Origin of the sequence: Streptomyces sp. AHU1 (genome assembly GCF_045343905.1) — a bacterium.
Taxonomy (GTDB): domain Bacteria; phylum Actinomycetota; class Actinomycetes; order Streptomycetales; family Streptomycetaceae; genus Streptomyces; species Streptomyces triticiradicis.
This window is the reverse complement of sequence record NZ_CP174283.1, coordinates 49,241-62,695: the sequence shown is the minus strand read 5'-3', so window position 1 is coordinate 62,695 and position 13,455 is coordinate 49,241. Positions and strand designations below refer to the sequence as shown.

Here is a 13,455-nt window from a genome sequence, read left to right as displayed (position 1 = left end):
GGATGCAGGTGGCCGCAGCCGCTGTCCGTTCTGCAGAGGCTGATCAGCAAGGCAGGATCAGGACCGTGTTTCGCCTCGGCTTTGATCTGCTCGGATGGCTTGCCAGCGGCGTTCGAAGTCAGGGAAGTCAGGTTCGATCATTTCGGCAGTGACGGGTGTTTTGCGTACGGTGATCTCGCGCGTTACGCATTCGCGGGCGACGTCTTGTGCGGTGGGAGTCTTCGTCTGCTCACGCAATGCGGACCATGCGGTGTAGATACGGAAGCCGAGCAGGTACCTGCGCAGCGTGCTGGGACTGACGCTTTGGCCTCCACGCCCGAGAATCCCGTGTTTTTCCGCGAGGAAGATCGAGAGCTGGCGGTCCTTGGGTTCCTGCCCGTGCTGCGTCTGGTAGTCGGTCCATGCCAGGTAGTAGCGGTCCACGGTGGTCAGCGAACCCCAGTCCTTTGATCTGCCGTCCGTGACGTTGTCCTGGGCCGTCTTGCTGCCTTCGTCCTGGGGGCCGGTCTGCACGGGCAAGGACACCCTTGTGTCTGCGGGATCCGAGGAGTCCGGTACAGCGTCGTCGAGATCGCGCTGTCGAAACGCGGCGATAAACGAGTCGATGTCAGCGCCTGCGAGGGGTTGCCCCTTGGCGCTCGTGATGCCGTCGCGTCGGAAGACGTAGGTGGCAAGCTGTTCGGCGTCGGGATACCGGCTGTGTTCTTGGCCGTAGTCCTGCCAGGCTCGGTAGAAGAATTCCTCCCACTCGAGGCCACCTGCCGCACTCTCGACCGGCTCCGGCGAAGAGTCTTGCGGAGTGGCAGATTCGTCGGGCGTTGCGTAGCGCTCCTGCAGGCTGCGGAGGATGGGGTGAAGTTGCTCGTCGGAGAGAGGACGGCCGGTTGCAGTGGTGATGGCGTACTGGTCCTGGAGGAAGGCTGCGAACTGCAGGGGTGTCGGTTCCATCTGGAAGTGGCCGAGCCAGGTCCGGTAAGCCTCGGCGAACACACCGTTTGCCTCGATGCGCGGACCGGTAGCCTTCCGGTGGCAATGCGGCGGGTACCCGGCGTCCGCAGTGATCTCTTTGCGTGCCGGTATCGGAAGAGCGCGCCGCTCTCCCACACCATCGATCTCGGAGATATGACCGGCGGCCGGTACCGAAAGCTGCGGAGCGTTTGATGTAGAGCTGCTACCGGGCGCCGGTGGCAGTACCGCGGGCTCGATGCCCGCCGCCGCGAGACCCGCCGGGGCCGTCTCCGCGAGGGGAACGCCGTAGCGGGCCAGGCGCAGCGGCATCAGCGCCTCCACGGGGGCCTTGCGGCGCCAGGCGCGGCCGAAGCGGGAGTGCAGCCGGGCCTGGTAGACGAGACGTTCCTGCTCCAGCTTGATGACGTGCTCGTAGGAGCGCAGCTCCCACAGTTTCATCCGGCGCCACAGCAGGAAGGTGGGGACGGGGGAGAGCAGCCAGCGGGTGAGGCGGACCCCCTCCATGTGCTTGTCGGCCGTGATGTCGGCTATGCGGCCGATCGCGTGCCGGGCCGCCTCGACCGCGACGACGAACAGCACCGGGATGACCGCGTGCATGCCTACGCCCAGCGGGTTCGGCCAGGCCGCCGCGCCGTTGAACGCGATCGTCGCCATCGTCAGCAGCCACGCCGTCTGGCGCAGCATCGGGAACGGGATGCGGATCCAGGTCAGCAGGAGGTCGAGGGCGAGCAGGACGCCGATGCCCGCGTCGATGCCGATCGGGAAGACGTACGAGAAGTTCCCGAACCCCTTCTTCAGCGCCAGCTCACGGACCGCCGCGTACGAACCGGCGAAGCCGATTCCGGCGATGACGAGCGCACCGACGACAACTACGCCAATCAGGAGTTTGTGTGAGCGGCTGAGTTGGACAGATGAGGCCATTTTCATGCTCTCGTGCTGCTGGTTCTTGCCTGTGGCCGTGGTCGTAATGCAGGCATCCTGATAGTTCTGTTGTGCAGGAGCTGGTTGATGAGGTCTTCTGTTTCGGTCTCCAGCGAGCAGTCGAGTGCCAGGTTGACCTGCTGGATGCGGGTGACTGCCGTGTGCAGGCCTTGTCGGTTTCCGGCGGCGTGTTCGATCCGGAGCCAGTCGCGGTAGAGCAGCTCTGCGCTGTTGTCGACGTCGAGACCGGTGGCGACGGCCTGGCGGGCCGTGCTGAGATCGTGGAGCGGTCCCGCGGGAGTGCGGTAGGTGGCCACGGTGTGGGCCACGTCGATGATTCGGGTGGTCATTTCCTGGGCGTGGGGTTCCGCCCATGGCAGGGGTTGCGAGCCGAAGGGCCGTCCGCGCACCAGAGCGAGAGCCGCTTCGAGGCTGTCGACGCCCGTCGGCCCGAGGGCCAGGGCGTGCTCGGCGAGCTGTTGGAACTCGTCCCAGTCGCACCGGACCAGGGTGGAGATGACGTAGGGGTCGTCGCTGGTCGTCCGTCGCGGTACGTAGGGATTTCCTTCTGGATCATCGCCGAGGGTGCGGCGCAGATCGCCCATGCGGGAGTTGAGGGTCCGCTTCGTCCAGGGGGCGAGCGGGTCCATGTCCGTGCACAGGGTGTCCGCGCCGCGGCCGGGCTTGAAGTGGAGCAAGGCGGCAAGCTGGGCCTCCCGCGGGCCGTGGCTGCTGCCGCTGACCCCTGTGATCTGTACTGGCCCCAGGACCTTGAGCAGGGGAGTGGGCGGCTGGTCCGCAGCCGGAAAACGCGGCTCGTTTTCGGTTCCGTCCGGTGGAGCGGGAGCGGGTGGTTCATCCGAGCCGTGCCGGGTTTTGCCGGACGGCGGGGGTGGGTTGCCGGACGGTTCCGGTGTGGGCCGTGCGGACAGCAGTGCGGGGAACACGTCGAGGCCCGCAGGGTCTGTGTCTGCGCCGTCGTCGGTGACGGAAACCTTCGCCGCTGCCGATCCGGTGGGCTTGGCCGGGGGAGGGGCAACCGCATCTGGCTCGTCGGGGACGTGCTGCCAGGCACCCTCGGCCGGATTCGCCGGCTGACCGGAGATTGCAAGGTCGGTGGCGATCTGCTGATAGGCGGCGTCGGTGAGACGCTGCAGGACGAACTGAATTTCGGTGCCTTCGAGCGGTTGGGAACTGGTGGTTGTGGCGTCGATGACCAGAGCGTCCGCGAAGTGCCGGCCCGTGCTCTGGGCCGGGGCGATCAGCAGAGCAGGAAGGCTGGCCGCCTTGTCGAGTGTCTCAGCGAGCTGCCACGCGGTGTCGGCGTCGAGAGATGACGCGCAGACCAGGAGGTAGTGCTGGTCGGCCTCCTCGGGGATCTGGACGGCGGTGAGGAGCCAGTCGGCGAGGTCACGGACCGCATGTGCGGCCTGCCGTTTGTGCGCGATGCGTGAGGTGGGCAGCAGCTGGGTGAGCTCCTCGCCGAACCCGACCGTGACGATCTCCAGCCGGTCCGCCCATCCGCTCATGCCCAGCTCCAGAACCAGGGACCGGCATACCTGCCGGAGGCCATCCTCACCGCCGTCCAGGAGCAGGACCCGGTCGGCGGCCAGGTTCAGCAGGATCAGGTCGCCGGTGTCCTCGTCGGCGCCGATGGTGACCAGCGCCGGATACGGGGCACGCACGTCACGTGCTTCTTCCTCGGTGAGGAGCTGCGCGTCGTCGGGCAGGATCCACCAGTTGCCCGTGCCGGCCGTGAACGGGGCAAGAGGCGGGGACTGGCTGGCGGGAAGCACGGAAAGGGTGTCGGAGTTCAGGCGGGCGGCCCGCAGTGCCGGCAGTGTGTGCCCGGCTTCGGCGGCGTGCCGGGCGAGTGAACGGAGCGCGCGGTCCAGGCGCGTCGACAGGGTGGGCTCGGCGAGTTCGGCGAGCTGGGCTGCGGCCGGGGACGGTGCATCGGCGATGGCGATCGTCTCGCCTGCCTTGCGGCGCCGGCGTTGCAGCAGGCGGCGGGTTGCGAGCGCGCCGGTGACCGCGGCGGCCAGGAGAGCGAAAGCCCCGAGTGTGGTGCGCAGTTCGGTGCTGCGGTTGGAGGCTCCGGAGGGCTGCTCAGCCGGGTCCGGCGTGTGACTGCCCGAACTCGCGGTGGGCAAAGAGCTGCGCGATTCGGAGGGTGCGGGATCGGTTCGCTGTGCGCCGGGTGCCCGCGTCCGGGCAGGCGAGCGAGACGGCGTGGGGCTCGAGGTGCTGGCGGACGGGCCGTCGTGCCCTGGTCCTCCAGGCCCGGGGGGACTCTTGTGCGTGGGCGGTATAGGCGACGTGCGGTCAGGGTTCCGGCTGTCGCCCGCGTCGTTGCCGGAGGGCTGTGCGACGTGCTGGGGCATCTGCACCCTCTGGCCGGGATGGATCAGGTCAGGGTTGGTGATCCGGGGCAGGCCGTGGGGCTGTGGCCGGTCCCGGCTTGCCGTGTACAGGGCCGGCCACCGGGCGGCGTCGCCGAGTTCACGCGCGGCGATGGCCGACAGGCTGTCGCCCGCCCGCACCGTGTACACCTTCGCCGCCTGCCCGCTACGAGTGGTGTCCCCCGTGGCGGAGGGACTGCTGTAGGCCGCGGGCTGGATCCCGGACGGCGCGGGGCTGGCGGGGGAGCGGGCCGGGACGCGCAGGGTGGTGCCCTCGGGCAGCACCGAGACGGTGGCGGGGATGCCCGGGTTCAGGGTGCGCAGTTCCTGGTAGCGCGCTCCGTCGCCGAGGAGTTCTTCGGCGAGCTCCCACCACGTGGTGCCGCCCGCACCGACCGTGTACGAGGCGATCCCGGGTGCAGCTGCTGCTGACGTGGCGCCGTCCGGCTGCTGCGGGGAGGCAGGTGCGGAAGATGCGGGCGAAGGCGCCGAGATGGGTGCGGCGGCCGGGGTGCGCGGCGCTGTGGCCGCAGGCCCTGCGGCGGGGGCGGCGACGGCGGCCGCGGCGGGGGAGGCGAGCAGCACGCTGGCGATCAGATAGCCGGCGAGCCGCTGCCCGGTGCTCATCCCGGGCAGCCGCGGTGTGGTGCGGCGGGCCAGGACCGCGGCCACCTCGAGGAGGACCGGCACCGTCAGCCACAGCCACATCGTCCAGGCAGCCACCGTCATCGTGGTCATCAGGCCGCTTCCGCTGTCGTCCGGGGACAGCAGAGCGTTGCGTGCCTCGCCGATCGAAGGGATGCGCGCGGGCAGGGTGCCCAGGGCCCAGAGCAGCACGGGCGTCCCTACAACGAGCGCGGCCAGTGCCGTCAGGGCCAGCAGCCCGCGCACGACCGTCCGCACCCGGCCCGGGGCGCGGGCAGGCAGAGGGGTGGGGGAATGGGGCATGCGTCAGCCTCCGGCCTGATGGAGCAAGGTGGCGGTGCCGTGTCCCGCGACGGGCATCGCGTCCACGCCGATCAGGGATGCGAAGTAGGGGTGGTAGACGTCGTGGACGGTCACGGTCAGGATCTGCCCGTCGGCGCTGACCGTGACGTCGCCATCCAGGCCCTGCCGGGTGAGGAACGCACGGGCGCCCGCGCGGGCGGCGTCCGGGTCGAGGACGAGGGCCTGGCCGGTGATGGCCTGCGCCGGGTCGATCTGCTGGGCGCCGGCCCGGGCCGCCTCCTGCGCGAGATAGTCGGCGTCGGACTGGGAATCCAGGGCCAGACCGCCGTCGATGACCAGACCGATGACGAGGAAGGCGATGAGGACGACGCCGGCGTAGAACAGCTCCATCCCCCCTCGGTCGCCCTGCTGCCGGCGCCCCCATGGCCAGCAGGCGCTGGTCATGAGGTGCTCCGGCTGGCCCAGGTGTCCACGACCGACGTCTTCGTGCTGGTCAGCGTCTTCGCCCCGCTCACTCCGGGCAGCAGCAGGTCCGCGAGGGGTGCAGTGCACGACACGGTGACCGTGACCTGTGCCGCCTGCCCGACCGGAACAGAGAGTCCGCTCACGTCGACGGCGACGGTGATGTCGGCGCAGCGCACCCCGGAACTGTCCAGGCTGGCCTGGGCAGCCTGCAGGGCCTTGGCTTGGCCGGTGGCCGGGTCGGCGGACAGCGACGCGGTGCGGGCGGCGTCCCGGGCGGCCGCATCGGCCGCGCCCTCGGCGAGCGCGATGCGCCCGCACGCGATGAGCAGGCCGAAGAGGACCAGTCCGACGGGCCAGAAGACAGCCGTGGTCAGGGCAACGGACCCGCGGTCTTCTGCCACGCGGCTGAAGCACGTCACGGCCGGAACCGTTCGACGGGCGCGGCAACGCTCTGGCTGACGTGCCCGCTCCAGCCCGGCACCAGGTTGAGCACGGTGCCCTCGACGCGTACGCGCACCCTGTTCCCGTCCTGGTCGACGTGGATGCCGGGATCGGTGAGGGAGCCGCCCATGCGCGCCAGATAGTCGCGGGCGGCAACCGCTCCCGCGCCGGGGGCGGCGTCGTAGGCACGCTGGGCGTCGACCGCCTGCTGTGCGGCGTGATGGGCGACGGACCGGCCGTGGAAGAAGAGGCCGCCCTGGATGAGGCCGAACAGCAGCAGGAACGCCAGCGGCACGGTCATGGAGAAGTCCAGAGCGGTGGCCCCGCGGTCTGCGGCCCACCACCGCACACGGTTCGGGTGTGGTCGGGGCATGGTCAGAACCCGATGATCTGGAGGGCCTTTTCGCCGACCGTCGTGTTCGCGGCGGCCGCGACCACTCCCACCAGCGTTCCGCCCGCCACCATGATCAGGGCCCACTCCATGGCGGACGCTCCCCGGTCAGCGCTTCGCGTGACGGCGAGCAGCCGGGAGCGGACCCAGGCCGAGCAGACTCGGGCCACGCGGCCGCGGACTAAGACGTTCATGAACTTCCTCCTTCAACAAAAGGGGGCCGGCCCGTTCCTGGGCCAGCGGCTGCCGGGTCAAAAAGCGGTGATGCGGACCAGGGCGGGCGCGATGAGGAAAGCCGCCATGAGGAACACGATCGCCAGCGCCGGGGTGTGCATGGCCTCGGTGGCCTCGTTCGCGGCCTCCTTGCGATCGGCCAGCAGGGCGCGGCGCACGACCTCGGCCTGCGCCTCCAACTGCTCGTACACGGCGGCCTGTTCCTCCCCGGCCAGGGCCAGCGACGCCGCCGGACGGGCCAGCTCCGGCACACCCAGCTCGGTGCCGAGCCGGCCCAGCGCGTCCCAGGGACTGACCCCGGCCAGGCGGGCGTGCTCCACCGCGTCCCGGATCCGCACGGCTGCCCGCCCGTCCCCGGACTGCACCGCCCGCGTCAGCGCCTCGGCCGCCCCGGCATCCGAGCTGCGGGCGAGCGCGACCCGCTCCAGCAGCGAGGCCGTGTAGTACCGGTACTCGCGCCGCCGATCCCGCGCCACAGACCGCACATCGTCCAGGCACTTGACCACCATGAATGCGGCGCAGCCCAGACCGGCTGCCACGGGCACGCCGAACGGCAGCGTGATCCCGCCGATGCGCAGCAGGAACAGGATCCACTGCGGGATGAGCAGGCCGGCCAGCCCGTACAGGGCACAGCGGCCCAGCAGGGCGGCGGGCTGCATCTCCAGCAGGTGAAGGTCACGGGCGGGAAGCCGGGCCGCAAAGACGTCCGTGGCCATCAGCCGGGCCCCGACCCGGTCCGCCACCGCCGCCGCCCCGCGCACCGGCGCCCGGCCCGCGGATGCGGCGGGGCGCTGGTGCGGGGCGGGGGAGTGGGTGCGGCGCAGGAGCTCCTGCAGCGGCGGGCGGCGAGGCAGCATGCTGCGCACGGCCAGCACGGCACTTGCCGAGGTCATCGCGCCGAGCAGCATGCCCGCAACGGACAGACTCATCACACCCCCTCCTCGCCTGGGAGCGGGCGCTCACCGGCGGGGAGCAGGGTCCGCGGCTCGACGTCCAACTCGGCCATCTTCCGCAGCCACACGAGCGCCAGGACGAACAAGGCGGCCAGCGCCAGCAGTCCGAGCTGCCCGAGCGGGGTTGCGAACGGGGCGGCGTAGGAGGTGTTGGCCAAGATCGCCCCCACCACCGCGATCGCGAACAAGGACACCCGGCGCACCTCGGAGCGCGCCTTGGCCCGCTCCGCGTCGATGTCCCGCAGGTCCGCGGCCTGCCGGGCCACCAGCGATGCCTGCGCGGCCAGCGCGCGGGCCAGGCCCGGGCCGCGGGTGGTGACGTGGTCCATGAACAGCTGGGCGACGTCGTCGCCGATCCGGTCGCCGAGATCGTCGGCGAGCGCCCGGTAGGCGCTGCGGGCCGGCATCCCGGACGACAACCGGGCCGCCAACGCGCCGACTTCACCGCCCAGCAGCACCGGCACCGTGTCCAGCCCGACGATCGTGGCCTCCAGCGGCTTGCCTCCGGAGCGGACGCTCGCCAGCTGCTGCAGCCACTCCGCCAGCGCCTCCAGCCGGGCCACTTCCGCCCGCGCCGAGCCGCCCGGGTGCAGCACGAACGGCAACCCGGCCACCGCGGCGGCAGTCAGCAGACCATGCACCGGCCAGCCGGTCACCGCCCACATCACGACCCCGGTGCCGGCCGCACAGGCCAGCAGCAGCCGGTAGTTGTCCCGCCACCCGGCAGGCAGCTCTCCCACCGCACGGACCAGCCTTCCCCGCACACCACGCGATCCGCCCGCCCTGATCTGCGGGCGCCAGCCGCGGGCGGCGGCCACCACGCCCGTACCGCCCAGCGTGCAGAGGGCCCCGGCCGCCATGCCCAGCACCGACAGGTACGACAGGCTCATGCCGCACCTCCGGCCCGGCGCATCGGCTGCCACTGCCCGTGCGGGTACTCGCTCAGCCACCGTCGGTAGAACCCCTTGCGCTCCAGCTTGCGCATCCGGCGCTCCGACATAGGGGTGCGGGTGGGCACGGCCCGCTCCTCCCCAGCCTCCTCGCCCGGCGCGAACACCGGCGACAGGGCGACGCCGCCGCCCTCACCCCGCCCGGCCATCTCCCACACGTGGGACACGAACCGGTGCTCGCGGCCGCCCAGGTCGGTCTCGTCGATGCGGTCCACGTACACGATCAGGTCGACGGCTGCGGCGATCAGCCGGTAGGCGGCCTGGTCGCTGAGTCCGGCCCGCGCCAGCGGCACCATCAGCCGGTCGACGACGGACTGGGGATCCTTGGCGTGCAGGGTGCACATCGACCCCGATCCGCCTGCGATCATCGCCTCCAGCATGGCCACGGCCTCCTCGCCCCGGACCTCACCGACCATCACCCGGGTCGCCTTGTAGCGCAGCGACACCGGCACCAGGTCATGCAGGTTCACCCGGCCGGCCGCGTCCCGCTCCCCGTTGCCCTCCCTGGTCCGGAAAGCCAGCACGTGCGCGTGCAAGCCCGGATCGTCGAAGTTCAGGCGTAGTTCGGGCTCGCTCTCCAACGTCGCCAGCCGTTCCCGGGCCGGGACCTCCCGCCCCAGCGCCCGCATCAGCGTCGTCTTCCCGCTCGCCATATCCCCGGCGATGATCATCGACTGTCCGGCCTTGACCGCCGCAGACAAGAACGCGGCGAGCAGCGGGTCCACAGCGCCCCACTGCACCAGCTCGGCAAGGCCCGCCTTCTCCAGGACGTGCCGGCGGATCGCGATCACCACATCCTCGGTGAGCAGCGTCGCCGCCACCCGCGCACCGTCGGGCAGATCGAACTCCACCCGCGCGCTGGCATACGATAACTGCCGCTCGCCGTGCCCGGAGGCCGCCGCCATCTGATTCACCCACTCCACGGCCTGCCCGGTCGTGGCGAACGGCGACGGCACACGCTGGCGGGGCCGGTCATGGCTGTCGATGTACATCCACACACCGTCGATCAGGACGTCCTCGACACCGGGCCGGTCCAGGACCCGCTGCAGCGCACCCGCCAAGAACAGCAGGTTGAAGACCTCGGTCCTCACCCGCTCCAGCTCACCGGCCGTCAACGGCGGATGCTCCAGCGACCACTGCTGCGCCCACTCGGCGACCCGGGCCCGCACCCGGCCCCGCACCGCCTCCTCGAGCGCCTGCTCCCTGAGCGGGGAGCCGGCGGCGCGCCGTTCCTTGCGCAGGACGTCGATGTCGTCGGCGACCAGCTGCCGCAGTCCGGTGATCTCCTCCCAGCCGACTGGCAGCACCCCGGGCATCGACGCCGCAACGCCGACGTCCGCGGGCCCCGCCGCACCACCCGCGTCACCGGCAGGCCCCGGTCCCGGCCTGTGGAGGCCCGTCGTACCGGGCGACGGTAGCGGCGGTGCCGCCTGGGTGTGCCCGGCCAGCAGGCCGCCCAGCCTCGTCGTCCCGTGCGAGAGGCTGTTGCCGTTCACCTGCGGGGCGTCAGTCATGTCCGCCGCCGCGCCGGGCGAGCTGCTCCACTACGCGGGCCACCCCGGCCGTGGCCGGCACCGCGCCGCGCATCTGCAGCATCAGGCGCCGCCGGTCGGCGTGCTCGCGCAGCGGGCCCATCGCATCCCGGGCCGCACGCAGCAGCCGCGACCGGCCGACCGCCCGCGGCATCCGCCCGCCGCACCGCAGATAGCCGGCCGCCGCGGGGTCCCACGGCAGGGCGGCCAAGACCGGCGCACCGAGCGCACGTGCCACCTCGGCGCCCCGATAGCCGTCGCCCACCAAGAGCAGGCCCAGCGGATGAATGCCACGGCTGTGACCTGTCAGTTCCTGCTGCAGGGCTTGCACGGCCGGGTAGGCCAGAGCCTGCTGTGCTTCCTCGTCCGCGCGGACCACCAAGAGCACAAGATCCGCCTCCCGCAGGACGGGCGCCGGGGTCAGCACGGGGTGCAGCCGCCCGCCCTCCCAGGCCACGCGCCCGCCGTCGACCACCACGTCCCACCGCAGTTGCTGGTCGGTCAGCTGCAGCATGTTCAGCAGCGTCGGCCAGATCCCCGCCAGGGAAGCAGCCTGCCGTGGATCGGTCAGGCCCGGCAGCGCCACCCGGTAGTCGCTGTCGTCCAGCGGCCATAGATGCTCGGCCATCTGCGGGGTGAACTCGCCATCGGCGCCCGCCTGTTCCCACTGTGCCTGCGGCAGCCGATGGATTCCGATGCGTCCGTCCAGAGGTTCGCGGTGTGGGCCGCGCGGCACATCCCGCAGCAGGCCGTGCCGCAGGCTGCCGCCCGCCATGTCCAGCTCGGCCAGCAGCACGGGCCGCCGGCTGGCCAAAGCGAGCGCCGCCGCCGCAGTGGTCACCGCCCCCGACGTCGCCGAGACCAGAGCGATCAGTGCCATGTCAGGCGCCCTTCTCGCGCGGCTCACGCACCAGCGCGATCTGCTTGGCCGCGGCCTTCGTCGCCAGCAGCGGCCCGTCCTTCGGATCGACGATCAGGTTGACGACCAGCGAACCGGTGGAGTCCGGCGTGCCCACCGACCGCACGGTTGCGGCAATGGTGAGGGGCACCGAGTCCTTGCCGTCACCGGCGTCGTCACCGGAACTTGGGGCTGCTGAGGTGGGGGCGGGCAGCACCACCGCGGCCACCTTGTCGCCCGGGCGCAGCTCATCACGCGGCGCGAACCCGCGCCTTACTTCCACCCCGACGACCTCCAGCGCATCCCCCAGGCCACCGCCTGGGGCGAGCTGTGCCATGGACAGCAGCCCGCCCCGGCGCAGGTCCACCGCGGTCCGACTGCCGATCACAGCCGTCCGGCGGGATGCCGGTACCCAGGACAGCCCGGGATCCTCGGCGAACGAGACCGTCGTCAGGTCGTGTGCGCTCAGTACCTGTCCGGCCTGGACGTCCCTGGCCACGGCCAGGACGTCGACCCGGTCACCGGCACGCGCCACGACCACCGCCCCGCTCAGCGCGCCGATCAAGGTCACCAGCACCAGCAGCACCGTCGTCGACCAGCGCCGGCCCGGCGCCTTCTTCGTTCCGGCACTGACCGGCAGGTCCGGTTGCCGCCGCCCGTCGAGGTGCGGGGCGAACGATGTCTGGGTGTCCATGGCCCACGTGCCTTTCGTGTCAACGGGCAGGCGGTGTCAGGAGTTCACGGCCTGCGACTGGGCGATCGTCAGCGCAACCTGGGAATCGCGGACCTCGGTGAGCTGACCGGCCTGTCCGCCACCGGTCACCTGCCAGTCGATGACCCACGTCGCGGTCGCGGTGACCTGGTAGCTGCCGCGGGGCTGCGTGCTGGAGGGCCGGGTGTAGACGTGCCCGCACGTCGGCGACCTCTTCAGCCCGTACACCGCCTTGTACGGCGAGCCCGGACCGTGGCAGGTCACCGCAGTGCCGTCCCCCATCGCCCACACCACCTGGGACACCCGGGCGGTGGCGCTCACCGTGACCGCACCCGCCGACGCACTGGCCGTGTTCGGGCCCCAGGTAGTCGCGGAGCGGCCTGCGGCCATCCACACCGGCATGCCGACCAGGCCCCGCCCGCCGGGCCGGGGGCTGATGATGATGTCCGGGCCGCGCAGCAGCATCTTGTCCACGGCCTGCTGCGCGAGCACCCGCGGGTCGACGGCCGCGACCGGCTCGGTCGCCGACCAGAACGTCTCGAACGGCGGCAGGGCGGTACCGCTGGCCGCCTGAGCCCCGGCAGCAGCGACGGGGCAGATCCGGATGTAGACGGCGCCGTCACCGGGCTGGTGGCCCTCCCACAGGGAGCTGCCCGCAGCCGGGGGTGGCGACATCTTCTGCACCACGCACGGCGCCGGCGCCTCGGCATGGCCGTTGCCCTTGCCAGCGGGCTCGTCACGTGAACTGCCGTGGCCGCTCGCGCCGCCCTGCGACTTCTTGTCGTCCGCGCACACCGCGACCCAGCTCGAGGGCTGCGCCGCGCACAGGCCTCCGCCGTCCGGAGCCGCGGCGGCCGCACGGCCGGTGAGAGCGCCTGCGGCAAGGACGGCGCAGGCGGCGAGCAGGGCCAGGCTGCTGCTCAGGCGCGGGTGCACTTCGTGGCCTTGGGCGTGGCGCTGAGGATCATCCACTGGGTCCCCCACTTCTCGGCCTTCACCACGGTCCGATACCGGGTGAGCTGCGTCTTCGGCGCCGGGACGGCCGCGCCGGTCTTGCGGTAGGTGAAGTGCCAGGACGAGATGTCGAGGCAGTCCGACAGCGTCGCGCTCGGCACCTTCGTGCTCGTCGTCAGCGCCGTCACCCGCACGTCATGGGCGGGGTGGCCGTTCGCGGTGACACCCTTGCTCTTCATCGAGGCGAGGTCGCTCTTCACACGGGCCAGTGCGTCGCCGGTGGCGAACTTCGTCAGCCGGGTGCCCTGGACCGTGCCGGACTTGTAGGCGCTGACCTGCTCGTCCCAGTAGCTGCCGTAGGCGGCCAGCAGCGCCTTCTTCTCACCGGCCTGCGGATCGGCGGGGGAGGAAGGCGCGGCAGCCGAGGAGCGGGCAGAGGACGAGGGCGACGGATCCGCTGTTTTGCCGTCGTCGCTGGAACTGCAGCCAGCGAGTGTGACCAACAGACCCCCGGTGAGGGTGACTGCTGCGATGCGGTTCCGTCCGCGAACGGTGAAACGGTTCCCGGGGCGGCGTGGCGGTGTCACGATGTCTCCCCCAACAGCATGTGTGAACGAGTCTGTGCGTCCGGCCGCATCCCGCTGCCGGCAGCCGCTGAACACGGCCTGGTCCACCTGCGGCGACG

Annotated in this window: 13 protein-coding genes; all 13 read right to left on the bottom strand. The window is 71.5% G+C overall.

Annotation, left to right across the window (positions count from 1 at the left end; all coding sequences use genetic code 11):
* Window positions 1–57: 57 nt before the first annotated feature.
* From ACICHK_RS00340 to ACICHK_RS00280, 13 genes are read right to left on the bottom strand one after another with little or no spacing between them, the layout of a single operon-like run.
* On the bottom strand, window positions 58–1,890 hold the full coding sequence (locus ACICHK_RS00340; protein WP_406834865.1) for a DUF2637 domain-containing protein: 1,833 nt from the start codon (window positions 1,888–1,890) through the stop codon (window positions 58–60).
* Between the two features lie 2 nt (window positions 1,891–1,892).
* Window positions 1,893–5,240 (bottom strand): LysM peptidoglycan-binding domain-containing protein, encoded by a 3,348-nt coding sequence (locus ACICHK_RS00335; protein WP_406834863.1) that lies wholly within the window; start codon window positions 5,238–5,240, stop codon window positions 1,893–1,895.
* Window positions 5,241–5,243: 3 nt separating this feature from the next.
* Window positions 5,244–5,684, bottom strand: coding sequence for a pilus assembly protein TadG-related protein (locus ACICHK_RS00330; protein ID WP_406834862.1), 441 nt, complete (start codon window positions 5,682–5,684; stop codon window positions 5,244–5,246).
* Window positions 5,681–6,106, bottom strand: coding sequence for a pilus assembly protein (locus tag ACICHK_RS00325; protein WP_406834860.1), 426 nt, complete (start codon window positions 6,104–6,106; stop codon window positions 5,681–5,683). The genes ACICHK_RS00330 and ACICHK_RS00325 overlap by 4 nt, the downstream gene beginning before the upstream one ends.
* A 14-nt stretch (window positions 6,107–6,120) precedes the next feature.
* The gene (locus tag ACICHK_RS00320) at window positions 6,121–6,519 is read right to left on the bottom strand and encodes a TadE family protein (protein ID WP_406834858.1); all 399 of its coding nucleotides are present in this window, start codon (window positions 6,517–6,519) and stop codon (window positions 6,121–6,123) included.
* 2 nt (window positions 6,520–6,521) lie between these two features.
* Entirely contained in the window at window positions 6,522–6,731 is a 210-nt protein-coding gene (locus ACICHK_RS00315; protein ID WP_406834857.1) for a hypothetical protein, read from the bottom strand.
* Window positions 6,732–6,788: 57 nt separating this feature from the next.
* Complete coding sequence (locus ACICHK_RS00310; RefSeq protein ID WP_406834856.1) at window positions 6,789–7,700, bottom strand: type II secretion system F family protein; 912 nt, start codon at window positions 7,698–7,700, stop codon at window positions 6,789–6,791.
* Window positions 7,700–8,614 (bottom strand): type II secretion system F family protein, encoded by a 915-nt coding sequence (locus ACICHK_RS00305; RefSeq protein WP_406834855.1) that lies wholly within the window; start codon window positions 8,612–8,614, stop codon window positions 7,700–7,702. The genes ACICHK_RS00310 and ACICHK_RS00305 overlap by 1 nt, the downstream gene beginning before the upstream one ends.
* Window positions 8,611–10,188: a CpaF family protein gene (locus ACICHK_RS00300; RefSeq protein WP_406834854.1), complete on the bottom strand. Its 1,578-nt coding sequence runs from the start codon at window positions 10,186–10,188 to the stop codon at window positions 8,611–8,613. Before ACICHK_RS00300 ends, ACICHK_RS00305 begins: the two co-directional genes overlap by 4 nt.
* Complete coding sequence (locus tag ACICHK_RS00295; protein ID WP_406834852.1) at window positions 10,181–11,086, bottom strand: hypothetical protein; 906 nt, start codon at window positions 11,084–11,086, stop codon at window positions 10,181–10,183. Before ACICHK_RS00295 ends, ACICHK_RS00300 begins: the two co-directional genes overlap by 8 nt.
* A gap of 1 nt (window position 11,087) precedes the next feature.
* The gene (locus ACICHK_RS00290) at window positions 11,088–11,798 is read right to left on the bottom strand and encodes an SAF domain-containing protein (RefSeq protein WP_406834851.1); all 711 of its coding nucleotides are present in this window, start codon (window positions 11,796–11,798) and stop codon (window positions 11,088–11,090) included.
* 36 nt (window positions 11,799–11,834) lie between these two features.
* Window positions 11,835–12,752, bottom strand: coding sequence for an ATP/GTP-binding protein (locus ACICHK_RS00285; RefSeq protein ID WP_406834850.1), 918 nt, complete (start codon window positions 12,750–12,752; stop codon window positions 11,835–11,837).
* Complete coding sequence (locus ACICHK_RS00280) at window positions 12,737–13,273, bottom strand: hypothetical protein (RefSeq protein WP_406834848.1); 537 nt, start codon at window positions 13,271–13,273, stop codon at window positions 12,737–12,739. The genes ACICHK_RS00285 and ACICHK_RS00280 overlap by 16 nt, the downstream gene beginning before the upstream one ends.
* Window positions 13,274–13,455: the final 182 nt, after the last annotated feature.

Bases quoted from the DNA above. Each gene is read 5' to 3' on its own strand.
- ACICHK_RS00320 (WP_406834858.1), bottom strand. From the start codon at position 6,519: ATGCCCCGACCACACCCGAACCGTGTGCGGTGGTGGGCCGCAGACCGC.
- ACICHK_RS00295 (WP_406834852.1), bottom strand. From the start codon at position 11,086: ATGGCACTGATCGCTCTGGTCTCGGCGACGTCGGGGGCGGTGACCACT.
- ACICHK_RS00330 (WP_406834862.1), bottom strand. From the start codon at position 5,684: ATGACCAGCGCCTGCTGGCCATGGGGGCGCCGGCAGCAGGGCGACCGA.
- ACICHK_RS00290 (WP_406834851.1), bottom strand. From the start codon at position 11,798: ATGGACACCCAGACATCGTTCGCCCCGCACCTCGACGGGCGGCGGCAA.
- ACICHK_RS00340 (WP_406834865.1), bottom strand. From the start codon at position 1,890: ATGGCCTCATCTGTCCAACTCAGCCGCTCACACAAACTCCTGATTGGC.
- ACICHK_RS00300 (WP_406834854.1), bottom strand. From the start codon at position 10,188: ATGACTGACGCCCCGCAGGTGAACGGCAACAGCCTCTCGCACGGGACG.
- ACICHK_RS00305 (WP_406834855.1), bottom strand. From the start codon at position 8,614: ATGAGCCTGTCGTACCTGTCGGTGCTGGGCATGGCGGCCGGGGCCCTC.
- ACICHK_RS00315 (WP_406834857.1), bottom strand. From the start codon at position 6,731: ATGAACGTCTTAGTCCGCGGCCGCGTGGCCCGAGTCTGCTCGGCCTGG.
- ACICHK_RS00335 (WP_406834863.1), bottom strand. From the start codon at position 5,240: ATGCCCCATTCCCCCACCCCTCTGCCTGCCCGCGCCCCGGGCCGGGTG.
- ACICHK_RS00310 (WP_406834856.1), bottom strand. From the start codon at position 7,700: ATGAGTCTGTCCGTTGCGGGCATGCTGCTCGGCGCGATGACCTCGGCA.